Genomic DNA, 24,756 nt, shown 5'->3' with positions numbered 1-24,756 from the left:
CAACCTCGGACACGCGAGGAGGGCCGGCCTTCGCACCGCCACCGACGAACCGGCACCCTCGGGAATGGAGCCGCGAGCGTGACCGACCCGTTGCTGGATCCGGGGTTCTTCGCCGATCCCTACCCGACCTACGCGCGGCTGCGTGACGCGGCGCCGGTGCAGCGGGTGCCCGCCGGTTCAGGAGGGCGCCCCAGCTACCTGGTCACGGGTTACGCGGAGGCCCGGGAGGCGTTCGCCGATCCTCGGCTCTCGAAGAACACCACGCGGTTCTTCGCCGGCCGGCCGTCGCAGCGTGATCTGCATCCGGCAGTCTCCCAGAACATGCTTGCCACCGACCCTCCGCAGCACGCACGGCTGCGAGCGCTGGTGACCAAGGCGTTCACCACCGGGGCCGTCGCACGGCTGCGCCCCTGTATCGCCGCCCTGGTCGACGAGTTGCTCGACGCCTGGCCCGACCACGGCCCGGTGGACCTCGTCGAGAGCCTCGCCGTCCCGCTGCCGGTCACGGTCATCTGCGAGATGCTGAGGGTGCCCGAGTCCGACCGTCGGTTCGTACGCACCTGGTCGAGTGAACTGTTCGCCGCCGGAGACCCCCGGCGGATCGACGCCGCCTCACATGCCATCGGCGGCTACATGGCCGGCCTCGTCGCCTCCAGACGCAGCTCGCCCGGCGAGGGTCTGCTCGACGACCTCATCGCAGTACGCGACGGCCAGGACCAGTTGACCGAGGACGAACTCGTCTCGCTCGCCGTGCTCCTGCTCGTGGCCGGCCACGAGACCACCACCAACTTCATCGGCAACGCGGCCCTGGCGCTTCTCCAGCACCCGGAGTCCCTCGCGCGGTTGAGAGCCGAGCCGCAGCTCCTCGGGAGTGCGCTGGACGAGTTGCTGCGCTTCGACTCGCCTGTCGGGATCGCCACGTTCCGCTACAGCACCGAAGAGTTCACGCTCGGCGGGACCGTGATTCCCGAAGGCGTTCCGGTGCTCATCGCTCCCGGCGCCGCCAACCGCGACCCGAACCGGTTTCCCGATCCCGACCAGCTCGATCTCAACCGTGGTGCCACCGGACACCTCGCCTTCGGCCACGGAATCCACAGATGCCTGGGAGCGCCCCTCGCGCGAGCCGAGGCCGAACTCGCGCTCCGGGCGGTCATTTCCCGCTTCGCCGACATTCGGCCGGCGATTCCCGCGGAGGAACTGGAATGGCGGCACACGCGATTGATGCGCGGCCTCGCGTCCCTGCCCCTCACATGGTCGCGAGTGACACCTCGGTCGACTTGATCAGAGCGGTGACGGCGGTACCGGTCTTCAGGTCGAGGTCGCCTACGGCGTCCTTCGTGATCGCCGAGGTCAGGTCGCCGCCGTCGACGCTCACCTTCACGGAGGCCATGGCGCCGCCCGTGGCGATGTCGGTGACCGTGCCCGGCAGCCGGTTGCGGATGGACAGACCGTCCACCGGGCCGGTGGCCAGCGAGATCTCGGTGGACTTCACCAGGGCGCGGACGGCGGAACCCTCGGCGAGACCGAGTTCCTTCACCGCCTCCAAGGTGATCGCCGCGGTGAGCTCCTGCCCGCCGTCGAGACGCACCTTGACGGTAGCCATGGCCTCGCCCGGGGTGACGGAGGTGACGGTGCCGGGGAGCTGGTTGCGGATGCTCAGACTCATGACGGGACGCCTCACAGACTGCGTGGTGGATATGTCTCACTTTGGGGTGACTGTGGGTTCACCGTAGCCGCGTGGGGCGTGAGCCGTGGTGAGGCTGGTCGCATCCGCCGGGCGAATGACGTCGAAGACCTCGCAGGTCGAGAGGAGCGGAGGGGAAGAGGGCGAGGGAGGGTGTGCGGTCGGCTTCCGCGTCGCGTCAGGCCGGGTAGGCGTGGGTCTGGGCCGCTTTGACCGTCGCCCAGACCGTGGCCCCGGGGTGGAGGTCGAGTTCGGCGGCCGCCACGGTCGTCAGGTCGGCGGCGAGGGGGAGTTCGCCGGTGAGGTCGGCGCGGATCTGGTCGCCGTGGGTCTCCATGCCGGCTACCTCGCACTGCCAGAGGTTGCGGGCGCTGGAGCCGGTGGGGCGGTCCCGGTAGAGGGTGACCGCGCTCGGCGGGAAGGCCACGAAGACCGGGCCCGTCAGGTCCTCCGTGGTGGTGATCTCCGGGCCGTCGTCCACGCGGACCGTGTGGCCCTCGGCCCGTCCCTTGTAGAGGTTCAGGCCCACCAGGTGTGCGATGTAGTCCGTGCGCGGGTGGCGTGCGATGTCGGCGGGGGTGCCCTCCTGGACGATGCGGCCGTCCTCGATGACGACGAGACGGTCGGCCAGGACCATGGCGTCGAGCGGATCGTGGGTGACGAGTACGGCGACGGCCTCGAACTCGGCCAGATGGCGGCGGAGTTGGGTCCGTACCTCCAGGCGGGTGCGGGCGTCGAGGGCGGCGAGGGGCTCGTCGAGGAGCAGCAGGCGGGGGTTGGTGGCGAGGGCGCGGGCGAGGGCGATGCGCTGGGCCTGGCCGCCGGACAGGCGGCGGGGCTTGGCGCCGGCGTGCTCGGCCAGGCCCATCCGCTCCAGCCACTCGGCGGCCTGGGCGCGGGCCTCCGCCTTGGTCGCACCGTGGCAGCGCGGTCCGAAAGCCACGTTGTCCAGGGCCGTGAGGTGCGGGAAGAGCAAGTAGTCCTGGAAGACGACACCGACGGGGCGCGACTCGGGCGGCGTACGCTCCAACGCCGCACCGTCCAGGCGGAGACGGCCGCCGGTGAGCGGTGTCAGGCCGGCCAGGGCGCGCAGGGCCGTGGTCTTTCCGGCGCCGTTGGGGCCCAGCAGCGCGACCACGTCGCCGGGTGCGGCGGTCAGCGCCACGTCGAGCCGGAACGAGCCGCGGTCGACGACCAGATGGGCGTCCAGCCCCGCCGGAGCCGGTCCGGGCCCGCCCGTGGCCTCGTACGCGGCCTTCTCGGCCTTCTCGGCCGTCTCGTTCTTCTGGGTCTTCTCGGTGTGGGTCATGAGGCGGTCATCCAGCGGTCGCGCAGCCCGGCCAGGACCGCGACGGACACGGCCAGCAGCACCAGGCTGAGGGCGATGGCCGCCTCGGGGTCGCTCTGCAGGGCCAGGTAGACGGCCAGCGGCATGGTCTGCGTACGGCCGGGGAAGTTGCCGGCGAAGGTGATCGTCGCGCCGAACTCGCCGAGCGCCCGCGCCCAGGCCAGGACCGCGCCCGCGGCGATCCCGGGCGCGATCAGCGGGAGCGTGACGCGGCGGAAGGCGGTGAAGCGGGAGGCCCCGAGCGTGGCGGCCGCCTCCTCGTAGCGGGGGTCGGCGGCCCGAAGGGTGCCCTCGACACTGATGACCAGGAACGGCATCGCCACGAACGCCTCGGCGACGACGACTCCGGCGGTGGTGAACGGCAGCGTGACCCCGAACCACGCGTCCAGCCACTTTCCGACGATGCCGTTGCGGCCCAGCGCCATCAGCAGCGCCACACCGCCCACCACCGGGGGCAGGACGAGCGGCAGCGTGACCAGGGCCCGTACGAGCCCGCGTCCGGGGAACTCGACCCGGGCCAGCAGCCAGGCCAGCGGCACCCCGATCACCAGGCTCACGGCGGTCGCCGCCGTGGCGCACAGCAGGGACAGCTTCAGCGCCTGCCAGACCTCGGGACTGGTCAGCTGGTCCGGCAGGCTGTGCCAGGGGGTGCGGACCAGCAGGGCGATCAGCGGCAGCACCAGGAACGCCAGGCCCAGCAGCGCGGGCACCAGCAGGGGCAGTGGTACGCCCCGGCCGAAGCCCTTCCGGACGCGCCCGCGCCGCGGTCCACCCCGGAGGGTGTCGGCCGCGGCGGCGGACTTGTGGGGTGCGTCGGTCGGGGAGGTCACGGCTTGAGGAACCCGGCCTCGGTCAGGACCTTCTGGCCGTCGGCGGACCGCACGAGCGCGATGAACGCCTTGGCCGCCTCGGCGTTGGGGGCGTCCTTGAGCTGGACGATCGGGTAGTCGTTGATGGCGTCGGCCGACTCGGGGAAGTCCACGCCCTCCACCTTGTCACCGGCGGCGTTCACATCGGTCTTGTAGACGACCGCGGCGTCGGCCTCCTTGAGCTCGACCTTGGTCAGGGCGGCCTTGACGTCCTGCTCGTACGAGACCGGTGTGAGCTTGAGTTTGCTGGCGTCCAGGGCCTTCTGGGCGGCGGCGCCGCACGGCACGGTCTTGTCGCAGAGCACGACCTTCAGGCCCGACTTGGTGAGGTCCTTGAGGGAGACGATCTTGTCCGGGTTGCCGGGCAGGGTGGCGATCTCCAGCTGATTGCGGACGAAGGTGGCGGGTGTCCCCGACGCGTCGCCCTTGTCCGTGACGATGGCCATCGTCTTGGGGCTGGCGGAGGCGAACACGTCGGCCGGGGCACCGCCGGTGATGCTCGCTGCGAGCGAGTCGCTGCCACCGAAGCTGAAGGTCACCTTCGTGCCGGGGTGCTCCTGCTCGAACTCCTTGCCCAGCGCGGTGAAACTCTCCTTGAGGGAGGCCGCGGCGAACACGGTCACGGTGCCGGACAGCTTGTCCGAGGAGGACGAGGACTCCGACGCGGAGGAGCCGGAACCCGTCGACGAGTCGTCGGAGGAGGAGCAGGCGCTCAGGGCCAGCAACACGGCGGCTCCCGCACCGGCCACCTGCATGGTCCGGTGGGTCCGGCGCGCGGAACGAGTCATCACGGATCTACTCCCTCTGTCACATGGCGAAGAATCCACCGCGGGACTCCTCTACGGTCTCTCGACGACCACGTTGGTCGACTTGATCACGGCAACCGCCGGAACACCGGGCTCCAGCTTCAACTCCTCGGCCGACTCGCGGCTGACCAGGGACACCACCCGGAACGGCCCCGCCTGGATCTCCACCTGCGCGGAGACATCGCCGAGGATCACGTCCGTGACGATGCCGGAGAGACGGTTGCGGGCCGAGGAGCCGGCGTTCTCCTGGTCCGTGCGGTGCAACCGCCTGGCATAGGCGGCGAGGACCGGCCCGGGGATGATCCGGCGGCCCATCCCGTCGCGTTCGGCAGCGAGGTTCCCACCGTCGACCAGGCGCCTCACGGTGTCGGCGCTGACACCGAGCAGGGCGGCGGCGTCCCTGATCCGGTAGGTGTGCATGCGCCGATGATACTGCCGCAAATGCAAGGAGAAAGCCTACTGTCTCATTGCATGAGCCGGATCATTGATTGGCAGGCCTGGAATGTGCGTTTGTACGAGACGGCTGCCCGGGTACGGTCGTCCGGGAGGTGGGAGGAGCCCGGTGAGGCGGGAGCGCGGATCGGCTGCGGCGAGGTACGGCCGGGACGCGCGCACCCGGGCGACGCTGCTGGCCTCCTGCGACCGCTGTCGCGTGCAGGCGTTCCGGATCGGCGGTGCGGCCTGGCCCCTACGAGTAACTGCTCGACCTGCGTTGAAGCGATGGGAGAAGCGGGCCTTGCCCGAAGGGGAAAGCGGCCTTGCCGTGTCGCGCCGTGGAGCCGTGTCAGCCGCCGCCGTCGAGGTCGGCGCGTCGGCGGAGCACGCGCAGCTCGTGGCCGCCGAGTTCCATCTCGTACAGCTTGCCCCGTGCGTTCTCGAAGGGGCGGTGGAGGACCATCATCAGCCGGCCGTCGAAGGTGTGGAAGAGCATGCCGTGTCCGCTGTCGTCGCGGACCAGCGGTCGGTGCTGCCGCCACGGTCCTGTGATGCTGCCGGACCTGGAGGTGGCATACGTCTGCACATAGCCGCCACTGATGGACCCGTCCTGGCCGACCACGTTCTTCTCGTACGTCGACCACAGCATGAGCAGGGACCCGTCAGGGGTGCGGTGGAGCTGGGGACCGTCGGTGACGTAGGGCGGGAGCTGGTTCGGCAGGCCGCCGGGGATCTGCTCGGTGATCCAGGACGCGTCCGAGGCCTTGAACAGGAGGACCGGGTCGCCGATCGTCCGGGTCAGATCCGGGGCAAGCCGGATCGCCTCCATGGTTCCGTCGATGGTCTGCAGCCACTCGTGCGCGTACACCATCCAGGGCTGTCCGGACGGGTCGACGTGGAGCGTGCCGTCGAGGGTCATGAGATTTTCCGGCGGGGTGGGGCGTGCGGGGTCGACGACGCCGAAGGGGCCCAGCAGCGAGTCCGAAACGGCCGTGATCGTGCCGCGCATGTAGGCCGGGATCTGGAACGGCACCCCCCACTGGTTGGGCGGAGGCACCGGAATCGGCCTGTCCTGGTTGTGCAGAGTGGTGAACAGGTAGTACCTGCCGCCCCATTGGTGGACCTCCGGCGCCCATCCGCCGTCGGTCGCCCAGAGTTCCTGCTGCTCGGCGGCGAGGAAGACCACGACGGGACGCGTCCAGTCGCGCAGGTCCTCGCTGCGGTAGACCATCGTGCCGGTGCCGTCCACGCCCGACACGGAAGGGTCGTTGGACGTGTAGAGGTGATAGGCGCGCGTCCTCGGGTCGGCGACGACGAACGGATCGTGCAGCGGCATGTCGGGAAGGCGCATCAGTTCGCTCTCGGCCACGGCCGAAGACTACGTCGGCGGGAGCCGAGAGCGGTCGGGCCGCCGGTGAACTGTCGGTTCGCCGGCGAACTCGACGTCGTCAGCCGAGGCACACCACGAGCAGGCATATCTGCGACGGCGAGGTCGCGGTCGGCGCGGGGCTCGTCTGCGGCGGCTGCGAACTCGGCTCGGTGGCAGAGGGCGTGGGCGTCTGACTGGGCTGCGCCTCGTCGCGGTCGGAGACCGTGTCCTCCGCGGACGGGGAGGACGTCTGCGGCTGAGGGGCCGACTCCTCGGTCGTCGTACTGCGCGGCGGGGCGGCCGAGTCGGGTCGCAGGTTCGAGGGCGTGCTCCGGGGCGGAGCGGCGGCGCGCTGCCGACTGGCGCGCTCGGGTGCGGAGGACGTGGGGGAGGAGGCGCCCGAGTCGGGCCGCGTCCTGCTCGGCCGCGTGTACGGCGTCGAATTCCCGTCGGTGTCCGTCTCCGTGCCCGCGGTCTCCGGCGCCGTGGCCGCCTGTGCCCGGTCACCGGACTGCTGGTTCATCGCGGACACCGTCAGGCCGCCGCCGACGAGTGCGACGGCGGTAGCCACCACGGCCCGGCGCTGGGTCTTCTTCCAGCGGGCCCGCTGGCGACGCCGTGCCGCCCGTCCCTGTGGGGCGGACGGCACGGGTACGAGGTCGTCGCCCGGATCGGTCCGCGGGTACTCGCTCATGGCCGCCGTGATTGCTGCCCCGCCGACCGTGGCGTGCGGCCGGTCGTCGTGCCACGTGTCTGCCGGGGCCGCATTCCATTCAGGCGGTGTGCCCGACCCCGGCGAGATGGCCGGGACGGTGTGACCGCCGGCGGTGATCGGGGCGATGTCCGGGGCGTAGGCACCGCACCCGGGACACACCAGGGCGCCGTTGAGATGCCGGCGGCAGGAGGAGCAGTAGTCCATCTGGGGTCTTCCTGGGTTGACGCACCGTCGACCCTCCGGGCCGCGGCCCGGGCACGTTCGTACGTGGGATCGAGCGGGCTGCAACGCTAACGAGGCTTTCGAGGGACTGTGTGCAGTCTGTGTGAGACTCCTGCGCGGGTTCTCCGGGGGCTCTGTGGGGTACAGCGGTGTACCGCGCCCGGCCGGAGCGGGCTCACCGGGGATCGTGCTCGGGCTGGACCGCTTCGTGTCCGTTGAGTGCCTCGGTCATCTGGCGCTGCGTCTGCTCGGCCACCGCGCGGGCTTCCTCCACGACGTCACCTCGCTCACGCACCAGGCTCTCGTAGACCGGGAGATGATCGTTTCGGGTTGAGCTGGGTATCACTGGGCTGGTCCTTCTTCGTGTCGGACCCGGATGAACGAGCGGTGTCGATACCGCCATTCAACCGGCCGGGCTGGGATTCGCACGCAATTATGCCCGCCAATTCGCGCGGCAATCCCGTGGTCCGACCGGTGGATAAAACGCGGCGGGCGGAACGCAATTGAGGAGAACGCGAAGTAATTCTGTGCCCGTGGTGAAAACATTCTGCGGTGGTCCATTCCGTGTGCGACGCGTGCGACGCGTATACGCGTATGCCTGACGCGTCGCGATGGCGGGGAGGGGCGCCCCCCTCCCGGGCCGTGCCGGCGCGCACGCGGGCGTACGCGGCGCACCGGTGGGTGGCGCGCCAATGGCCGAGAAAAACGCTTGGACTCGGGGGGTGCCCTCGCGGGACGATTCGGTTCCAGTTGGCACACAACACCACAGGGATGGAATGGAATCGCCCGAATCGCGAGAGGTTCCGCGGAGCAGGGGCTCGGTGCTCCTGGCACTCCGGTACTACGGACGGGAGTTGGCCCGGTTACGGTGGCTGACGGTACCCGCGATGCTGATGCCCGCACTGGGCAACATCGGCATCAACTACATTGCGCCGCTGATCGTCGCCAAGCTCGTCGGCCACATCGCCGGTGACGCCGGTATCGACCTGGGCTCGACGATGCCGTACGTTCTCGGCTTCGCCGGTGTCCTGCTGTTCGCGGAAATACTGTGGCGCATCGGCCTGCACTGCCTGAACCGCCTTGCCGCCCGCGGTATCGAGCGGCTGTACGTGGTCGGCATGGACGAGCTGTTCGCCAAGGACGCGGCGTTCTTCCACGACAACTTCGCCGGGGCCCTGACCAAGCGGGTGCTGAGCTTCGCGTCCCGATTCGAGGAGTTCGTCGACACGCTGACGTTCCAGGTCGTGGGAAGTCTGGTGCCGCTCCTGTTCGGGTCGGTGGTGCTGTGGCGCTATGAACCGCTGCTCGTCGTCGGCCTGTTGACGATGATCGCGCTCACGGCGCTGATCGTGGTGCCCCTCATCCGCCGCCGTCAGGCGCTCGTCGACAAGCGCGAGGAGGCGATCGCCAGGGTGGCGGGCCACGTCGCCGACAGCCTCATGAACATGGACACGGTCCGGGCGTTCGCGGCCGAGGAACGTGAGGCGGCCGAGCACCGCTCCCGCGTCGCGGCATCACGGCGGCTCACGCTGAGGTCGTGGGACTACGGCAACCTGCGCATCGACACGCTCGTCGCGCCGATGTCCGTACTGACCAACGCCCTTGGCCTGTTGCTCGCGGTCGCGCTCGGCGGGGGGCAGCTCGGCGTCGAGGCGGTCGTGGTCGCCTTCACGTACTACACGAACGCGACGCGGATCATGTTCGAGTTCAACCAGATCTACCGCCGCCTGGAGAGTTCGATGACGGAGGCCTCGCAGTTCACCGAACTGCTGCTGGCGCCGCCCACCGTGCTCGACCCGGCGTCGCCCGCGCCGCTGCCCGGAGCCGCCGACGTCCGCTTCGAGCAGGTGACCTTCGCCCACGGGGGCGGGCGGCCGCTTTTCGAGGGCCTCGACCTGGCCGTGCCCAGCGGGACGAAGATCGGCCTCGTCGGACGGTCCGGCGGCGGCAAGACCACCCTCACCCGGCTGCTGCTGCGGATGACGGACATCGAGGCCGGCCGCATCCTGATCGGTGGCCAGGACATCAGCAGGCTGCGCCAGGCCGACCTGCGCGGTCTGATCGCCTACGTGCCGCAGGACCCCGCGATGTTCCACCGGACACTGCGGGAGAACATCGCGTTCGCCCGGCCGGACGCCACCGACGCCGAGATCCGCCGGGCGGCCGAGGCTGCGCATGTCGCGGAGTTCGCCGACGCGTTGCCGGACGGCTTCGACACCATGGTGGGCGAGCGCGGTGTGAAGCTGTCCGGCGGACAGCGCCAGCGGGTCGCTCTCGCCAGGGCGATCCTGCGAGACGCACCGATCCTGCTGCTCGACGAGGCCACCAGCGCGCTGGACTCCGAGAGCGAGATCCTGGTCCAGGAGGCGCTGTGGCGGCTCATGGAGGGACGGACGGCGCTCGTGGTGGCGCACCGGCTGAGCACGGTCGCCACCATGGACCGACTCGTCGTCCTCGACCGCGGACGGATCATCGAGCAGGGCACCCACCAGGAACTGCTCGCCTCGGAGGGCGCGTACGCGAAGCTGTGGCAGCACCAGTCGGGCGGCTTCCTCGACGAGGACGCCATGGACCCCGTCGACGACCCTCTCGACGGCAGCCCCGCCCGGGCCGACCTGCTCTGAACGCGAGCCGGTCGCGCGTCAGGCGGCGAAGACCTGGGAGTCGTCGGCGAACGCCTTGAACTCCAGGGCGTTGCCGGCCGGGTCGAGGAGGAACATCGTCCACTGCTCGCCGGGACGCCCCTGGAAGCGGACGTAGGGTTCGATGACGAACTCTGCGTCCGCCGCGCGCAGCCGCTCCGCCAGCTGCTGGAACGCGGGGACCGTGAGGATCAGCCCGAAGTGCGGCACGGGTACGTCATGGCCGTCGACCGGGTTGTGGATGTGTTGGGCGCGCTCCGGCGCGAGGTGCGTGACGAACTGGTGGCCGTGCAGGTTCCAGTCCACCCAGGTGTCCGAGCTGCGGCCCTGCTCCAGGCCCAGCACCTCACCGTAGAAACGGCGGGCGGCCGCCAGGTCGTCGACCGGCATGGCCAGATGGAAACGCGGGATCGGGGAGTCGAGAACGGTCATGGACGTCTCCTGCCTCTCAGCGACGCGGGTCCGGCCCCCGCCTTCGAAGATTGTCCAGGATCACGTCAACGGTCCGGCCGCGCATGAGCGGCCGTATCGCTCGCCTGTAGGCGGCCGACGGAATCTGTCGGTGATCTGTCGGAGGCCGCCGGGATCTTGGGGATGTGGGCGACGGGCCGTGAACGCGCGGCCGTCCCGCCACCGCCAGACCGTCCCGAACGCGAGGAGCGTGCCATGTCGTCCGCAGTCCAGTCCCGGCCGTGGTCCGTTCACCGGCTCCCGCGTGCCGACGGCAAGACCTTCCTGGTCACCGGCGGCAACGCGGGCATCGGGTACTTCGTCGCCGAGCAGCTCGCCGGCACCGGCGCCACGGTGGTGCTCGGCAGCCGTGACGCGGCCAGGGCCGACGCGGCCACGGCCTCCATCCGCTCCCGCGTCCCCGACGCACACGTACGTCATCTGAGGCTGGACCTCGCCGACCTGTCCTCACTGCGGGCCTGTGCGGACGCCCTGGAGGTGGACCGCCTGGACGCGGTGGTCCACAACGCCGGGGTCCTGGTCGAAGAGCCGGAGCGCCGGGAGACCGCGGACGGCAACGAGTGGATGTTCGGCATCAACCACCTGGGGCACTTCGCGCTGACGGGATGGCTCGCGCCCCTGCTGGCGGCCGCCCCAGCAGGCCGTGTCGTCACCACCGGCAGCTTCACGGGCAAGTCCGTGCGGCTGGACCTCGCCGATCTGCAGAGCACCCGGGACTACCGGCCCAAGCGCACGTACTCACGCTCCAAACTCGCGCAGATGCTCTTCGGCTTCGAGCTCGACCGCCGGCTGCGGGCCGCCGCGAGCACGGTGTCGAGCGTGGTGACCCACCCCGGCGGCGCGCTGGACTCCCTGACTCCCGAACGCGCTGACGTGCACCGGCGCACCACCGGCGAACGACTGCGAGGCCTGCCCGCCGGTCTGCTCGTCCAGGGCAAGGAGCACGCCGCGTGGCCTGCCGTACGGGCCGTTCTCGACCCGTCCGTGAGCGGCGGGCAGCTGTGGGGCCCCCGGGTGTTCGGCCTGCGAGGCGCGCCCGGACTCGAACCGGTCGGCGACCGGCTGGCCGACCGGGAGACCGCGGCACGTCTGTGGGAGGCCAGCCGCGACCTGACCGGGGTCGATCCGACCTTCGGGCCCGCGTGACTGCGTACCCCGCAACTGGGTAGCCGCCTGTCCGCTCAAGGAGTTCGCCGGTGGCCCGCGAGACCGGCCGGCGGGCGTCCCGGCCGGGCGGTCGGCTGCTCCGCAGGTCGGAGGTATCCGGACGAGTGGCCCGGCTCACATGGCGCGGGGCGGGCGGGGCCGACACGATGGTGCGCGTCACCGGGCAGGCTGAAGGGATCCAAATGTTCCGCAAGGTGCTGGTCGCCAACCGTGGTGAGATCGCTATTCGCGCGTTCCGTGCCGGCTATGAGCTGGGCGCGAGGACCGTGGCCGTGTTCCCGCACGAGGATCGCAATTCACTGCACCGGCTGAAGGCCGACGAGGCCTATGAGATCGGACAGCCCGGGCACCCGGTCCGGGCCTACCTCTCGGTGGAGGAGATCGTCCGCGCGGCGCGGCGGGCGGGAGCGGACGCGGTCTACCCGGGATACGGATTCCTGTCCGAGAACCCCGACCTGGCGCGCGCCTGCGAGGAGGCGGGCATCACCTTCGTCGGCCCGAGCGCGGACACGCTGGAGCTGACCGGCAACAAGGCGCGCGCCGTGGCCGCCGCCCGCGCGGCAGGCGTACCGGTGCTCGGCTCCTCGGAACCCTCCACCGACGTGGACGAACTCGTCCGCGCCGCCGAGGACATCGGCTTCCCGGTGTTCGTCAAGGCCGTCGCGGGTGGCGGCGGGCGTGGCATGCGGAGGGTCGAGGAGCCCGCCCAGCTGCGCGAGTCCATCGAGGCGGCGTCCCGCGAGGCGGCGTCCGCGTTCGGCGACTCCACGGTCTTCCTGGAGAAGGCCGTCGTCGAACCCCGCCACATCGAGGTGCAGATCCTCGCGGACGGGGAGGGCAATGTCATCCACCTCTTCGAGCGCGACTGCTCGGTGCAGCGCCGCCACCAGAAGGTGATCGAGCTGGCCCCCGCGCCGAACCTCGACCCCGAACTGCGGATGCGGATCTGCGCCGACGCCGTACGGTTCGCCCGGGAGATCGGCTACCGCAACGCGGGCACGGTGGAGTTCCTCCTCGACCGCGAGGGCAACTACCACTTCATCGAGATGAACCCGCGCATCCAGGTCGAGCACACGGTGACCGAGGAGGTCACCGATGTCGACCTCGTGCAGTCGCAGCTGCGCATCGCCTCCGGCCAGACCCTGGCCGACCTCGGGCTCTCGCAGGAGACCGTCACCCTGCACGGCGCCGCACTCCAGTGCCGGATCACCACCGAGGACCCGGCCAACGGCTTCCGCCCGGACACCGGCAGGATCAGCGCCTACCGCTCGCCCGGCGGTTCGGGCATCCGGCTGGACGGCGGCACCACCCACGCCGGTACGGACATCAGCGCGCACTTCGACTCGATGCTGGTCAAGCTCACCTGCCGGGGACGCGACTTCAGCACCGCGATCGGCCGGGCCCGGCGTGCCGTGGCCGAGTTCCGCATCCGCGGCGTGGCCACCAACATCCCCTTCCTGCAAGCCGTGCTCGACGACCCGGACTTCCGGGCCGGCCAGGTCACGACCTCGTTCATCGAGAAGCGTCCGCACCTGCTCACGGCACGCCACTCCGCCGACCGCGGTACGAAGCTGCTCACCTACCTCGCCGACATCACCGTGAACAAGCCGCACGGCGAACGGCCCGAGCTGATCGACCCCGTCACCAAGGTGCCGCCCGTGTCGGCCACGGAGCCGCCCGCCGGGTCCCGGCAGCGGCTCGTCGAACTGGGCCCCGAGGGCTTCGCGCGGTGGCTGCGGGAGTCACCGGCCATCGGCGTCACCGACACCACGTTCCGCGACGCCCACCAGTCGCTGCTCGCCACCCGGGTGCGTACCAAGGACATGCTCGCCGTCGCGCCCGTCGTGGCGCGGACCCTGCCCGAACTGCTGTCCCTGGAGTGCTGGGGCGGCGCCACCTACGACGTCGCGCTGCGCTTCCTGGCCGAGGACCCCTGGGAACGCCTCGCCGCGCTCCGCGAGGCCGTGCCGAACATCTGCCTGCAGATGCTGCTGCGCGGCCGCAACACCGTGGGCTACACGCCGTACCCGACCGAGGTGACCGACGCCTTCGTGCAGGAGGCCGCGGCGACCGGCATCGACATCTTCCGGATCTTCGACGCGCTGAACGACGTCGGGCAGATGCGCCCCGCCATCGACGCCGTACGGGAGACGGGAACGGCGATCGCCGAGGTCGCCCTCTGCTACACCTCCGACCTGTCCGACCCGTCCGAGCGGCTCTACACCCTGGACTACTACCTCCGCCTCGCCGAGCAGATCGTCGACGCGGGCGCCCACGTCCTGGCCGTCAAGGACATGGCGGGCCTGCTGCGGGCCCCGGCCGCCGCGACCCTCGTATCCGCGCTGCGCCGAGAGTTCGGCCTGCCGGTGCACATCCACACCCACGACACCGCCGGCGGTCAGCTCGCCACCTACCTCGCCGCGATCCAGGCCGGTGCGGACGCGGTCGACGGCGCGGTGGCGTCGATGGCGGGCACCACCTCGCAGCCCTCGCTGTCGGGCATCGTCGCCGCCACGGACTACTCCGAGCGGTCCACCGGGCTCAGCCTCCAGGCCGTGGGGGACCTGGAGCCGTACTGGGAGAGCGTCCGCAAGATCTACGCGCCCTTCGAGGCGGGGCTCGCCTCGCCGACCGGGCGGGTCTACCACCACGAGATCCCCGGCGGGCAGCTGTCCAACCTGCGCACGCAGGCGGTCGCGCTCGGCCTCGGCGACCGCTTCGAGGAGATCGAGGCGATGTACGCCGCCGCGGACCGCATCCTCGGCCATCTGGTGAAGGTCACGCCGTCGTCGAAGGTGGTCGGTGACCTCGCGCTCCACCTGGTGGGCGCCGGCGTCTCACCGGCGGACTTCGAGGCGACGCCGAACAGGTTCGACATCCCCGACTCCGTCATCGGCTTCCTCCGCGGCGAGCTGGGCAACCCGCCCGGTGGCTGGCCCGAGCCGTTCCGCACCAAGGCCCTTGAGGGCCGCGCCGCCCCCAAGCCCGTCGAGGAACTGACCGCGGACGACCGCGAGGGGCTGGTGAAGGAGCGGCGTACGACACTCAACCGGCTACTGTTCCCCGGTCCGACGCGCGAGTTCGAGACACACCGTCAGACCTACGGCGACACCAGCGTGCTGGACAGCAAGGACTTCTTCTACGGGCTGCGCCCGGGGAAGGAGTACGCGGTCGACCTCGAACAGGGCGTACGGTTGCTCATCGAGCTGGAGGCCGTGGGCGAGGCCGACGAACGCGGGATGCGTACGGTGATGTCCGCTCTGAACGGCCAGTTGCGGCCCATCCAGGTGCGCGACACCTCGGTGGCCTCCGACGTCCCGGCGACGGAGAAGGCCGACCGTGCCAACCCCGGCCATGTCGCCGCGCCGTTCGCCGGAGTCGTGACGCTCGCGGTCGCCGAGGGCGACGAGGTGGCGGCCGGTGCCACGGTGGCCACCATCGAGGCCATGAAGATGGAGGCCGCGGTCACCGCCTCGAAGGCCGGAACGGTGTCCAGGCTGGCCATCAACAAGATCCAGCAGGTGGAGGGCGGCGACCTGCTCGTCGAGATCGGCTGACCCTCCCGACGGCTCCGGCCGGAAGGTTCGGGGAGTTCGGAGAGTTCGGAGGGTCCGGAGGGAATTGAGGGGTCCCGGGTGGCGGTTCGCCGCCCCCGGGACCCCTGTCGCGTTCTTCCGCGATCTGATTCCCTCCGACATGCTTGGGGTCTGCCACCGTCCCTGCACGTCCTTGCACGGTCCTGTCCGAGGCGAAGCCGGAGCAGTGAGATGAGCGACGAAGGCGACCACTTACACGGCACGGATGCCCCCAGTGGGTGTGTGAGCGCTGCTTCGAGTCCCGCCCGACCGACCGACAGCCCTCACCCCACCGGATGGATCGAGGTGCCCAGCATGAAGAGTTCCCTGCGGCTCGGCGTCAGCGTCGCCACCGTTGCCGCCCTGGCGGTGCTCTCCGCCTGCGGAGGTGAGGATTCACCGTCGTCCTCCGACGGCGAGTCAGGTGCCACGGAAAAACTCGAACTCGCCGTCCCGTCGGCCGTGTTCGCCCCCAAGGAAGAGGTCGCCGTCCACGCGGTGGGCGACGCCGAGGGCTACTTGTCCGAGGAGAAGCTCAAGGTCGACGTGATCAACACCGACGGCTCGGTCGCCGCGGTCCAGGCCGTCGCCTCCGGCAGCGCCGACATCACACCGGCCGACGCGGGAGCCGTCCTCGCCGCCCGCGAGAAGGGCGTCCCAGTCAAGGCCATCGGCGGCCTCGTACAGAACTGGCCGTGGCGGATGGCGGTCGAGCCGGACAGCGACATCAGAACCCCCGCCGACCTCAGGGGCAAGAAGGTCGGAGTCATCAGCCTCGCATCCGGCTCGGCCATCTACGCCCGCGCGTACGCGGGTGACGCAGGCCTGGACGCGGCCAAGGACGTCGAACTGCTGCCGGTCGGCGTGGGCGCGCAGGCCCTGTCCGCCCTGGAGGACGGCAAGGTCGATGTGCTCGCGCTGTTCACGCAGGCGTACACCACGATCGAGAACACCGGCGCGGAGTTCCGCTACCTCGACAACTCCGCAGCCTTCGACGGCATCCGCTCCCTGACCTTCGCGGTGACCGAGAAGACCCTGAGGGAGAAGAAGGACGTACTGACGCGCTATCTGCGTGCCTCGTACAAGGCGCTGCTGTTCTCCGCCGCGAATCCCGAGGCCGCCATGCGCGACGGATACGAGGTCTTCCCGCAACTACTGACCGGCAAGAAGGCCGACGACCGCATCGGCGACGACAGCAAGGCCCTCGACGCGTGGATCAAGACCGCCGTTCCCGCCACCGGTGAACCCGCGAGCTTCAGGAACTGGGGCGCGATCAGCGACGAGGAGTGGGACAAGACCGTCGCCTACACCAAGGCGTCCGGCCAGGTCACCAAGGACGTCGGCCTCGCGGAACTGTGGGACGACGGACTGCTCAAGGGCGCGAACGACTTCGACTCCGCGGCCGTGATCGAGCAGGCGAAGGCCGCCCGGTAGTGACCCGGACACCCACCCCAGCAGGAAGGCAGGGCGGCTGTGACGGCCATGAGGAGTCCGGGGCGCCGAGGCCGGAAGGCGGCTCCCGCGCCCGAGGCGGACGAGGCCCGCTGGATCGAGGTCGGCGGACTGCACAAGACCTACCGGTCCCGCAGGTCCGAGCCGACCCACGCGCTCTCGGACGTCGCCTTCACCGTCCGGCGCGGTGAGTTCGTCTCGGTCGTCGGACCCTCGGGGTGCGGCAAGACCACACTGCTGAAGATCCTCGCCGGGATCGTCCCCAGGAGCGAGGGCACGGTCCGGGTCGCGGGCCGTGACGTGACCGGGCCGCTGCCCGAGGTGGGCATGGTCTTCCAGGCGGCCACCCTCCTGCCGTGGCGGACCGTCCTGCGGAATGTGATGGTGCCCGCGGAGGTGCGGAAACTCGACGCCCGTGTGTACCGGGAGCGGGCCGGGAGGCTGCTCACGATGGTCGGCCTCGACGGATTCGAGGACAAGTACCCCCATGAGCTGAGCGGCGGCATGCAGCAACGCGCCGGAATCTGCCGGGCCTTGGTGCACGATCCGGCCGTGCTGCTGATGGACGAGCCCTTCGGCGCGCTCGACGCGATGACCCGCGAGTACATGAACGTCGAGCTGCTGCGGATCTGGCGCGAGAGCGGCCAGACCATCGTGTTCGTCACCCACTCCATGGCCGAGGCGGTCTTCCTCTCCGACCGGGTGGTGGTCCTCAGCGCCCGGCCCGGCCGTGTCGCAGAGATCGTCGACGTCGACCTGGAACGCCCGCGCGCGCTCAGTGCCATGGCCTCGGACCGGGCGGGCGTCCACGTCGAGCGGATCCGCAGGCACTTCAACACCGCCGGAGTGATCGACCGTTGAGGCACCTGAGGCTCAAGAGACCCCGGATCAGGCGAACCCGGATCAAGCCGCCCCGGGTGGATCTGAGGGAGCGGCCCGAACTGCTCCTCGTTCCCGCAGTCTTCGTGATCGTCGTGCTGGCATGGGAGTTCGCGGTCCCCGCCTTCGGGATCGACGACTACGTACTCCCGCGCCCCTCCCAGATCCTCGACGCCCTACGGACCCAGCTGGCGGACCCGTTGTTCTGGGGACATCTGAAGGTGACCGTCCTGGAGTCGCTGTACGGCTTCCTTCTCGGCGTGGGCGCGGCGCTGGTGCTGGGCACCGCGATCTCGCAGGTGCGGCTGATCGAGCGCACCTTCATGCCGTACGTGGTCGCCTTCCAGACCGTGCCCAAGGTGGCCCTCGCGCCGCTGTTCGTCGTGTGGTTCGGCTTCGGTATGACGAGCAAGGTCGTGATGGCGGCGGTGATCTCGTTCTTCCCGGTACTGGTCAACGTGATCGAGGGGCTGCGCTCGGCCGACGCCGAACGGATCCAGATGCTCACGGTGTTCGGCGCCGGACCGTTCCAGATCTTCAGGATGGTGCGGCTGCCGAGCGCGCTCCCTTTTATCTTCGCCGGGCTCGACATCGGGATCGTCTTCGCGATCCTCGGCGCGGTCGTCGGCGAGTTCATCGGCGCCAAGGAGGGCCTGGGATATCTCCTCCTGCAGACCAACTACAACTTCGACATCGCCGGGATGTTCGCCGTCCTGGTGGTGCTCTCCGTACTGGGACTGATCGCCCACTCCGTCGTCCGGTTCGCCCAGAGGCGCGTCACCTTCTGGTCCGAGGAGAACCGGGTGATCGGGGCATGACCGCGGACGACGTGATCGGGGCATGACCCCGGACGGCAGGAGGACACCGTGACCGAGTACGGCCTGGACGACACCGTGACCGAGTACGACCTGGTCGTGAAGAACGCCCGCGTCGTCACCCACGACCACGACGACGCCAGGCCCGCCGACATCGCCGTGAGCGGTGGACGGATCGCCGCCGTGGCCCCCGGCATCGCCGTCGAGGGCGCCCGGCGGGTGGTCGACGCCGGCGGCAGGCTGGCGTTTCCTGGGGTCGTCGACGCCCACCAGCACTGGGGGATCTACAACCCGTTGGCCGAGGACGCGGTCACCGAGAGCCGTGCGTGTGCGCAGGGCGGCGTCACCAGCGCGCTGACGTACATGCGGACCGGCCGGTACTACCTCAACAAGGGCGGCCCGTACGCCGACTTCCTCCCCGAGGTGCTGGACGCCGCCGCGGGCCGCGCCCACGTCGACCACGGCTTCCATCTCGCGCCGATATCGCGCGGCCACATCGACGAGATCCCCGACCTGATCGAGCGGTTCGGAGTCACCTCGTTCAAGGTGTTCATGTTCTACGGCAGCCACGGCCTGCACGGCAGATCGGCCGACCAGAACGCGTTCCTGATGATCCCCGAGGACGAGCGGTACGACTACGCGCACTTCGAGTTCGTGATGCGCGGGGTGCAGGCCGCCCGTGAGCGGTTCCCCGAACTCGCCGACGAGATCTCCCTGTCCCTGCACTGCGAGACCGCCGAGATCATGACCGCGTACACGAAGCTGGTCGAGGAGGCGGGCGAGCCGACCGGGCTCGCCGCCTACAGCGCCTCCCGGCCGCCGCACTCCGAGGGGCTCGCGGTCTCCGTCGCCGCCTACCTCGCGCACGAGACCGGACTGCCGACGATCAACCTGCTGCATCTGTCGTCCCGCAAGGCGGTGGACGCGGCCGTGCGGATGAGCCGGGCGTTCCCGCACATCGACTTCCGCAGAGAGGTCACCGTCGGCCACCTGCTCGCCGACATCACCACCGCGCACGGCCTCGGCGGCAAGGTCAACCCGCCGCTGCGGCCCCGCGAGGACGTCGAGGCGCTGTGGGAGTACGTGCTCGACGGCACCGTCGACTGGGTCGTCAGCGATCACGCGTGCTGCCGCGAGGAGGCGAAGTTCGGTGAGCCCAAGGACGATGTGTTCCTGGCGAAGGCGGGGTTCGGCGGGGCCGAGTACCTCCTCCCCGGCCTGATCACCGAGGGCACCGGGCGCGGCCTGCCCCTGGGCCGGATCGCGGCGCTGACCTCCTGGAACCCGGCCCGGCGCTACGGGCTGCGCACCAAGGGAGCCCTCGCACCCGGCTTCGACGCCGACATCGCCCTTGTCGACCCGGACCGCACCTGGACCGTGCGCGCCGCCGAGTCGGAGTCGACGCAGGAGTACACGCCGTTCGAGGGCTTCGAGCTGACAGCCCAGGTCACGGACACCTTCCTGAGAGGCCATCACATCCTGCGGGCGGGCAAGATCGCCGGCGAACCCATGGGCGCGTACCTCCACCGCCCTGTGGGGATCACTGCCGGGCGGTGAGCCAGGGGATCACTGTCGGGCTGTGAGCCAGGAGGGGGTCACTGCCGGGCGGTGAGCCAGCCGGTGTCCGACCAGACCGCCGTCGGCGGGATCCGGTCCGCGTAGGCCGCGTCCTTGTCCAGCCGCGCCCGGACGCTCTCGTGCACATGCGCGCCCTGCGGCAGCCCGCGGCGCCGGTAGGTGAGCAGGGCCCAGATCCAGCCCATACGGTGCACCTTGCCCAGGGCGTCCTCGGGCACGAGGGCCACTTCGCGCTCGTAGGCCCGGGGCTTCAGGAGGAGACGTGCTTCGGGCTCACCGTCCCGTGCTTCGAGGGCGCCGTCCACGACCCACTTGAGGGCGATCGTGGGGAGCCTGGGGTCGTCCTCGAAGGTCCCGCCGACGTCGGAATGGACCCCGGCGAACCACACCTGCTCGACCGTCGACGGCACGGCGGCCCGCTTCTTGTCCCCGTCGGCGGGGGTGACGAGGTACTCGCGGTAGGGTCTGCGCTTCTCGTCGATGGACACGGCGTGGCGGATGCGGCGGACGTTCGGGGCCTGACGGGTGTACGGCCAGCGCAGGTTCCAGCGCAGGAGGCCCGCGGCCTTCACGGAGTCCCAGATCCCCAGGTACTCGACGCGGATGCCGACCCGGCCGTCGACCGCGTTGCTGAACGCGCCCGCGAATCGATGGAGTTGGTCCCAGTCCTGCCGCGTCCAGTCCTTGTTCCTCGCGTAGACGGAGACGGCGTACGGGACGAGGTTCTCCATGCCGGGCCGCATCAGACCGACCGCCTTGAGCATGCCCACGAGGGCACGGGCCGTGTAGGCGCCGCGGCTGAAGCCGAACACGTAGATGCGGTCGCCCGGTTGGTAGTGCCGCATCAGATAGGTGTAGGCCTCGGCGAGGTTGGTGCGCATTCCGGAGCCGAAGGCGAGACCGAGGAGTTTCGACAGATGCCGGCCCAGAGGTGTCCAGGCGCCCGCGGCAGAGAATGTGCCGACACCGGGGTCGTAATAGGCGATCTGCCGGGTGGGATCGGTGAGGTCCAGCATTTCGTAGAGCCGGACGACATTGGTGTTCCCTTTCGCCTTCAACTGATTGCCCGTGCCGTCCAGACAGACGACGAGATTCTTGGCCATGGGGACCTCACGTTCACCGAGGAACCGGTCGCTGGTGGCATATCGGGACATAGTGAATGTCTCAGGAATATAATAGGGAAAATGCTGCCTGCGGGCATGCTCCGGCGTAGTAGTAGGGGTTCCGGAGGATCCATGGCCGGTTCCGTGGTCCACCTCGATGAGCACGCCGTTTCCCCGTGCACCCACGCACTGGTCATCGGCGTCGGCAAGTATCCCCATCTCGCCGGGGGCGAGGCACCGGTCGCCGATTCCGACGGGATGCGGCAGCTCAGCTCGCCGCCCGTCTCCGCCCGTACGCTCGCGACCTGGCTGCTGGCCGAGTACCACGATCCCGGACGGCCGCTCGGCAGTCTCGCCCTGCTGCTCAGCGAGGAAGAGCCGACCCCGTTCGTGAACCCTCGTACCCAGCAGGCCCACGAGATCGAGACGGCCACCATCGACAACATCCTCGCGGCGGTCACCCAGTGGTACGACCGCGGTGACAGCCATGTCGACAACCGGCTCGTCTTCTACTTCTGCGGCCACGGCGTCTCGCAGGGCGACGACATGGCGCTCCTGGCCGCGGACATCTTCGCCGACGAGCACAACCCCCTCAACAGCGCACTGGACTTCGCGGGCCTGATGAACGGCCTCAAGCGGTGCAGGGCCAGCGAGCAGGTGTTCTTCGTCGACGCCTGCCGGTCCAACTCCGATGTCCTCATCGAGCGTTCGGGCGCGCGGTTCGCGGGGCGCTCCCCGCTCGGTGCCGGGACCCGGCCCCTGGACCTGCCCCGCCGCTTCCACATCCCGTACTACGCCACCCTGTCCGGCGACCGCTCGCACGCGCGGCCCGGCCAGGTGAGCCTGTTCACCGAGGCCCTGCTGAAGAGCCTGGCCGGCGCCGCGAGCGACGATCCCGAGGGCGACTGGCGGGTCGACACCTCCGACCTGCTGAAGGCCATCGACCACTTCATGCGTCAACCGCGGTTCGCCGGGGCGGTCGCGGGAGTCCAGGTCCCCTCGGTCGGCGAACTGCCCGTGTTCGTCCTCCACCAGCTGGACGGCCCGCCGGTCGTCCCGGTGTACGTCGGCTGCGATCCCGCCGAGGACAACGCCGAGGCCGAGTTCGTCTGCCGTGAGGACGGATCCGAGCGGCTGCGCCGGGCCGCGGGTGACATCGACGGAGAGGATCCGGAGAGCGAGTGGGCCATCGAACTGCGCTTCGGGGACTACGACTTCGAGGCCCGGCTCGGCGACCAGGACGTGCGGACGAAATCCGTCACCGTACGTCCGGTGTTCCGCCGCGTGAAGTTGGAGAAGCCATGAGCGCGGGCCTGAGCGTGAACGTCGAGCTGAGCCTCCATGAAGCCGACCTCGCCGACGGGGCGAAGGTGGTCGGCAACATCTACCCGTCCGAGGGCAGCGGCCCCGGTCACCGCGCCGTCCTCTTCCCCTGCGGGACCACGGCACCACCGGCGCGGTTCGAGGTCGACCCCGGCCACTACATCGTGTCCGCCACACTGCCCTCCGGGGTTGTGCTCTCCAAGGACGCCGAGGTGGCGGACGGCGACGAGATGCAGGTGACGCTCCGCCCGGCGGCCTCGCCCTTCGAATCGCACTCCTGGCAGCACCTCATGGGCAACATCGAGTCCTACGGGGCCTACCACGACGGGGCCCCGATCCCCGTGCCCCGCTCCCTGGGCTCGCGGTCCGGGACCTGGGAGCGCGGCGCGTTCATCGAACCCGGACACGCGGCCTGGGTCGGCGACCCGAAGCCGACGAGCTGGCAGTTCCCTTCGATGCTCCGGCTGACCGACGGACCCGCGAAGCAACTGGTCGCGATCGAGATCGCCCGCTCCGAACCGCACTCCGTGGCCAGTCTCGACCTAGGCGACGCCGCCGCACGGCTCTACCGCTTCGGCGAGCACGGCCCGGTCGACGAGCGGGGCGGTCGCACACTCGACGTCCCCCTGGGCCCACGCCAGTTCCTGGTCGTCTCGCTGGCCGGCACCGAGTACGTCGTCACCCTGCCCGCACCCTGGGGTGCCGCGCAGATCGAGGTCCTCGTCAACGAACGGCAGAGCCCGACCGGCAGCGCCGTCTCGGTGTCCGTACGGGACAGCCGGGTGGGGCCCGCCCTGGCCTATATGACCCGGGGCGCCTTCGACGCGGCGGCGATGCTGGTCAGGGACGCGGAGGCCATGCTCTACGACGGCAGGATGACCAACCCGCTCGCGGCGGTGGCGGGCGCCTACGTCCTGGTCGGCAGCGAGCTGACCGAGCGGCCGCACCGCTGGGACCCGTGGCTGTCCCGGCTGCGGCACGAGTTCGACTGGATGAGCGACGGATCCCTGCTCTGGGCCATGCGGCACCTGCGCCGGGCCCACACCGAGCCGGAGCGGGAGGCGGCGCGGGACGCCCTGGTCGAGGCCTTCGACCGCGGAGTGCCGGTCTTCACCCTGGGCCTGAGCCGCCTCATCCACGGGCTCTCCGAGTTCCCCGACGACCCCGGGTGCGCCGCGCGGCTCGAACAGGCCCGGCGCCTGTCGTGGCGTGTCGACATGCGCGAGCCGTTCGTGATCGTCGCTCTGCGAGGGAGACAGCAATGATCCGGTTCACGATGATGCCCGGCGAGGACGGCGACTGCCTGCTCCTGGAGTACGGCGACGGCGGCTTCGTACGCCGGATCCTCGTCGACGGCGGCCGCTCGGGCACGTATCCGCTCATCAAGCCCACGCTCGCCGGGCTCGAAGGGCAGGTCGACGTCCTCGTCGTCACCCATGTCGACCAGGACCACATCCTCGGGGTGCTCGCCCTGCTGGACGACCTCGACCGGTCGGTGGAGTTCGGGGACGTGTGGTTCAACGGCTTCGACCACCTCCTCGACACCGAGGGGTTCGGCGCCCAGGACGGGGAGAAGCTCACCAGCTCCCTGCTGGAACAGAAGGTGCCGTGGAACGACGCGTTCGGCGGACGCAGTGTCGAGGTCGGCCGGGAACTCGCGTGGTTCGACGACGGATCCACGATGGACGTGCTCTCACCCGACCGCAGGCAACTGGAGAAGCTGGCGCCCGCCTGGACCGCGGAATGCGCCAGACACGGTCTGATCCCGGGCCGGGATCCCGAGGAGAATCCCCCCGTCCCGGGCTTCGAGCACTTCGGCGGTGTGAACGTGGACCGGCTGGCCGCGTCGGTGTTCAAGCCCGACACGTCGAAGACGAACGTGTCGAGCATCGGTCTGCTCTTCGAGTTCGAGGACAAGCGGATCGTCCTCACCGGTGACGCGGACGACCGCCGGCTCGTGGCGTCGATACGGCCCCGGGCCGAGGCGGAGGGCGGACGGATGCACGTCGACCTCCTCAAGGTCGCCCACCACGGAAGCGACCACAACCTCTCCAACGAACTCCTCGACCTGATCGACTGTGACCGCTATCTGATATCGACCAGCGGCGCGCGGCACGACCATCCCAACGAGATCGCGATCGCCCGGATCCTCAAGCACGGCGGAGCCGAGAAGGAACTCGTCTTCAACTACCGCGACCGTGCGGCGCTGTGGGACGTCACGGGCCTGAAGGATCGCTTCGGCTACACCGTGACGGCCCCGGCACCGGACGAGCCGGACGGGTTCGTCGCTCTCGAACTCTGAG

General features: G+C 70.2%; 21 protein-coding genes. 11 read left to right on the top strand and 10 right to left on the bottom strand.

The genetic code is table 11. The features are described 5' to 3' along the window. Window positions 1-78 precede the first annotated feature (78 nt). The gene (locus ACIBEI_RS03355) at window positions 79-1,281 is read left to right on the top strand and encodes a cytochrome P450 (RefSeq protein WP_398884544.1); all 1,203 of its coding nucleotides are present in this window, start codon (window positions 79-81) and stop codon (window positions 1,279-1,281) included. Here the strand turns inward: ACIBEI_RS03355 and ACIBEI_RS03350 are convergent. The 8 genes from ACIBEI_RS03350 to ACIBEI_RS03315 form a co-directional block, all read right to left on the bottom strand. Then, the gene (locus tag ACIBEI_RS03350; protein ID WP_398884542.1) at window positions 1,247-1,666 is read right to left on the bottom strand and encodes a molybdopterin-binding protein; all 420 of its coding nucleotides are present in this window, start codon (window positions 1,664-1,666) and stop codon (window positions 1,247-1,249) included. The two genes, ACIBEI_RS03355 and ACIBEI_RS03350, sit on opposite strands and share 35 nt — an antisense overlap. A 196-nt stretch (window positions 1,667-1,862) precedes the next feature. Beyond that, a complete protein-coding gene (locus ACIBEI_RS03345; protein WP_398884540.1) occupies window positions 1,863-2,993 on the bottom strand; it encodes an ABC transporter ATP-binding protein in 1,131 nt (376 codons plus the stop codon). Then, a complete protein-coding gene (locus ACIBEI_RS03340) occupies window positions 2,990-3,862 on the bottom strand; it encodes an ABC transporter permease (RefSeq protein ID WP_398884538.1) in 873 nt (290 codons plus the stop codon). Before ACIBEI_RS03340 ends, ACIBEI_RS03345 begins: the two co-directional genes overlap by 4 nt. Next, window positions 3,859-4,689 (bottom strand): molybdate ABC transporter substrate-binding protein, encoded by an 831-nt coding sequence (gene modA / locus ACIBEI_RS03335; protein WP_398885100.1) that lies wholly within the window; start codon window positions 4,687-4,689, stop codon window positions 3,859-3,861. The genes ACIBEI_RS03340 and modA overlap by 4 nt, the downstream gene beginning before the upstream one ends. Before the next feature lie 51 nt (window positions 4,690-4,740). Next, window positions 4,741-5,127, bottom strand: a complete 387-nt coding sequence (locus tag ACIBEI_RS03330; RefSeq protein WP_398884536.1) for a molybdopterin-binding protein — start codon at window positions 5,125-5,127, stop codon at window positions 4,741-4,743. A gap of 364 nt (window positions 5,128-5,491) precedes the next feature. Further along, complete coding sequence (locus ACIBEI_RS03325; protein ID WP_398885098.1) at window positions 5,492-6,493, bottom strand: glycoside hydrolase family 43 protein; 1,002 nt, start codon at window positions 6,491-6,493, stop codon at window positions 5,492-5,494. A 97-nt stretch (window positions 6,494-6,590) separates the two neighbouring features. After that, a complete protein-coding gene (locus ACIBEI_RS03320; protein ID WP_398884534.1) occupies window positions 6,591-7,430 on the bottom strand; it encodes a hypothetical protein in 840 nt (279 codons plus the stop codon). A 193-nt stretch (window positions 7,431-7,623) separates the two neighbouring features. Continuing rightward, complete coding sequence (locus tag ACIBEI_RS03315) at window positions 7,624-7,794, bottom strand: hypothetical protein (RefSeq protein ID WP_398884532.1); 171 nt, start codon at window positions 7,792-7,794, stop codon at window positions 7,624-7,626. A gap of 430 nt (window positions 7,795-8,224) precedes the next feature. Between ACIBEI_RS03315 and ACIBEI_RS03310 the strand changes: the two genes are divergently transcribed. Further along, complete coding sequence (locus tag ACIBEI_RS03310; protein ID WP_398884530.1) at window positions 8,225-10,072, top strand: ABC transporter ATP-binding protein; 1,848 nt, start codon at window positions 8,225-8,227, stop codon at window positions 10,070-10,072. Window positions 10,073-10,090: 18 nt separating this feature from the next. Here the strand turns inward: ACIBEI_RS03310 and ACIBEI_RS03305 are convergent, their stop codons facing one another. After that, window positions 10,091-10,522, bottom strand: a complete 432-nt coding sequence (locus tag ACIBEI_RS03305) for a VOC family protein (protein WP_398884528.1) — start codon at window positions 10,520-10,522, stop codon at window positions 10,091-10,093. Window positions 10,523-10,756: 234 nt separating this feature from the next. Between ACIBEI_RS03305 and ACIBEI_RS03300 the strand changes: the two genes are divergently transcribed. From ACIBEI_RS03300 to ACIBEI_RS03275, 6 genes are all read left to right on the top strand, one after another. Further along, window positions 10,757-11,707, top strand: a complete 951-nt coding sequence (locus ACIBEI_RS03300; RefSeq protein WP_398884526.1) for an SDR family NAD(P)-dependent oxidoreductase — start codon at window positions 10,757-10,759, stop codon at window positions 11,705-11,707. Between the two features lie 203 nt (window positions 11,708-11,910). Next, window positions 11,911-15,285, top strand: a complete 3,375-nt coding sequence (locus tag ACIBEI_RS03295; protein WP_398885096.1) for a pyruvate carboxylase — start codon at window positions 11,911-11,913, stop codon at window positions 15,283-15,285. A 333-nt stretch (window positions 15,286-15,618) separates the two neighbouring features. Then, window positions 15,619-16,737, top strand: a complete 1,119-nt coding sequence (locus ACIBEI_RS03290) for an ABC transporter substrate-binding protein (protein ID WP_398884524.1) — start codon at window positions 15,619-15,621, stop codon at window positions 16,735-16,737. 48 nt (window positions 16,738-16,785) lie between these two features. Beyond that, entirely contained in the window at window positions 16,786-17,616 is an 831-nt protein-coding gene (locus ACIBEI_RS03285) for an ABC transporter ATP-binding protein (RefSeq protein ID WP_398884522.1), read from the top strand. Between the two features lie 56 nt (window positions 17,617-17,672). Beyond that, window positions 17,673-18,452: an ABC transporter permease gene (locus ACIBEI_RS03280; protein WP_398884520.1), complete on the top strand. Its 780-nt coding sequence runs from the start codon at window positions 17,673-17,675 to the stop codon at window positions 18,450-18,452. 75 nt (window positions 18,453-18,527) lie between these two features. Next, window positions 18,528-20,006 (top strand): dihydroorotase family protein, encoded by a 1,479-nt coding sequence (locus ACIBEI_RS03275; RefSeq protein WP_398885093.1) that lies wholly within the window; start codon window positions 18,528-18,530, stop codon window positions 20,004-20,006. 38 nt (window positions 20,007-20,044) lie between these two features. Here ACIBEI_RS03275 and ACIBEI_RS03270 read toward each other — a convergent pair whose 3' ends face one another. Next, entirely contained in the window at window positions 20,045-21,130 is a 1,086-nt protein-coding gene (locus ACIBEI_RS03270; protein ID WP_398884518.1) for a DUF2235 domain-containing protein, read from the bottom strand. A 132-nt stretch (window positions 21,131-21,262) separates the two neighbouring features. On the opposite strand from ACIBEI_RS03270, the gene ACIBEI_RS03265 reads away from it, so the two are divergent. From ACIBEI_RS03265 to ACIBEI_RS03255, 3 genes are read left to right on the top strand one after another with little or no spacing between them, the layout of a single operon-like run. After that, entirely contained in the window at window positions 21,263-22,435 is a 1,173-nt protein-coding gene (locus ACIBEI_RS03265) for a caspase domain-containing protein (protein WP_398884516.1), read from the top strand. Beyond that, window positions 22,432-23,718, top strand: a complete 1,287-nt coding sequence (locus ACIBEI_RS03260) for a hypothetical protein (RefSeq protein ID WP_398884515.1) — start codon at window positions 22,432-22,434, stop codon at window positions 23,716-23,718. Before ACIBEI_RS03265 ends, ACIBEI_RS03260 begins: the two co-directional genes overlap by 4 nt. Beyond that, window positions 23,715-24,755 (top strand): ComEC/Rec2 family competence protein, encoded by a 1,041-nt coding sequence (locus ACIBEI_RS03255; protein ID WP_398884513.1) that lies wholly within the window; start codon window positions 23,715-23,717, stop codon window positions 24,753-24,755. The genes ACIBEI_RS03260 and ACIBEI_RS03255 overlap by 4 nt, the downstream gene beginning before the upstream one ends. Window position 24,756 lies beyond the last annotated feature (1 nt).

It is taken from the genome of Streptomyces sp. NPDC050988 (genome assembly GCF_044456225.1).
Lineage (GTDB): Bacteria > Actinomycetota > Actinomycetes > Streptomycetales > Streptomycetaceae > Streptomyces.
Note: the sequence above shows the minus strand (reverse complement) of the source record. Positions and strands in the feature narration are given on the sequence as shown.

Coding starts and splice junctions, on each gene's coding strand:
- ACIBEI_RS03350 (WP_398884542.1), bottom strand. CDS start 1,666: ATGAGTCTGAGCATCCGCAACCAGCTCCCCGGCACCGTCACCTCCGTC.
- ACIBEI_RS03345 (WP_398884540.1), bottom strand. CDS start 2,993: ATGACCCACACCGAGAAGACCCAGAAGAACGAGACGGCCGAGAAGGCC.
- modA (WP_398885100.1), bottom strand. CDS start 4,689: ATGACTCGTTCCGCGCGCCGGACCCACCGGACCATGCAGGTGGCCGGT.
- ACIBEI_RS03330 (WP_398884536.1), bottom strand. CDS start 5,127: ATGCACACCTACCGGATCAGGGACGCCGCCGCCCTGCTCGGTGTCAGC.
- ACIBEI_RS03325 (WP_398885098.1), bottom strand. CDS start 6,493: ATGCGCCTTCCCGACATGCCGCTGCACGATCCGTTCGTCGTCGCCGAC.
- ACIBEI_RS03320 (WP_398884534.1), bottom strand. CDS start 7,430: ATGGACTACTGCTCCTCCTGCCGCCGGCATCTCAACGGCGCCCTGGTG.
- ACIBEI_RS03310 (WP_398884530.1), top strand. CDS start 8,225: ATGGAATCGCCCGAATCGCGAGAGGTTCCGCGGAGCAGGGGCTCGGTG.
- ACIBEI_RS03305 (WP_398884528.1), bottom strand. CDS start 10,522: ATGACCGTTCTCGACTCCCCGATCCCGCGTTTCCATCTGGCCATGCCG.
- ACIBEI_RS03300 (WP_398884526.1), top strand. CDS start 10,757: ATGTCGTCCGCAGTCCAGTCCCGGCCGTGGTCCGTTCACCGGCTCCCG.
- ACIBEI_RS03295 (WP_398885096.1), top strand. CDS start 11,911: ATGTTCCGCAAGGTGCTGGTCGCCAACCGTGGTGAGATCGCTATTCGC.
- ACIBEI_RS03290 (WP_398884524.1), top strand. CDS start 15,619: ATGAAGAGTTCCCTGCGGCTCGGCGTCAGCGTCGCCACCGTTGCCGCC.
- ACIBEI_RS03285 (WP_398884522.1), top strand. CDS start 16,786: ATGAGGAGTCCGGGGCGCCGAGGCCGGAAGGCGGCTCCCGCGCCCGAG.
- ACIBEI_RS03270 (WP_398884518.1), bottom strand. CDS start 21,130: ATGGCCAAGAATCTCGTCGTCTGTCTGGACGGCACGGGCAATCAGTTG.
- ACIBEI_RS03265 (WP_398884516.1), top strand. CDS start 21,263: ATGGCCGGTTCCGTGGTCCACCTCGATGAGCACGCCGTTTCCCCGTGC.
- ACIBEI_RS03260 (WP_398884515.1), top strand. CDS start 22,432: ATGAGCGCGGGCCTGAGCGTGAACGTCGAGCTGAGCCTCCATGAAGCC.
- ACIBEI_RS03255 (WP_398884513.1), top strand. CDS start 23,715: ATGATCCGGTTCACGATGATGCCCGGCGAGGACGGCGACTGCCTGCTC.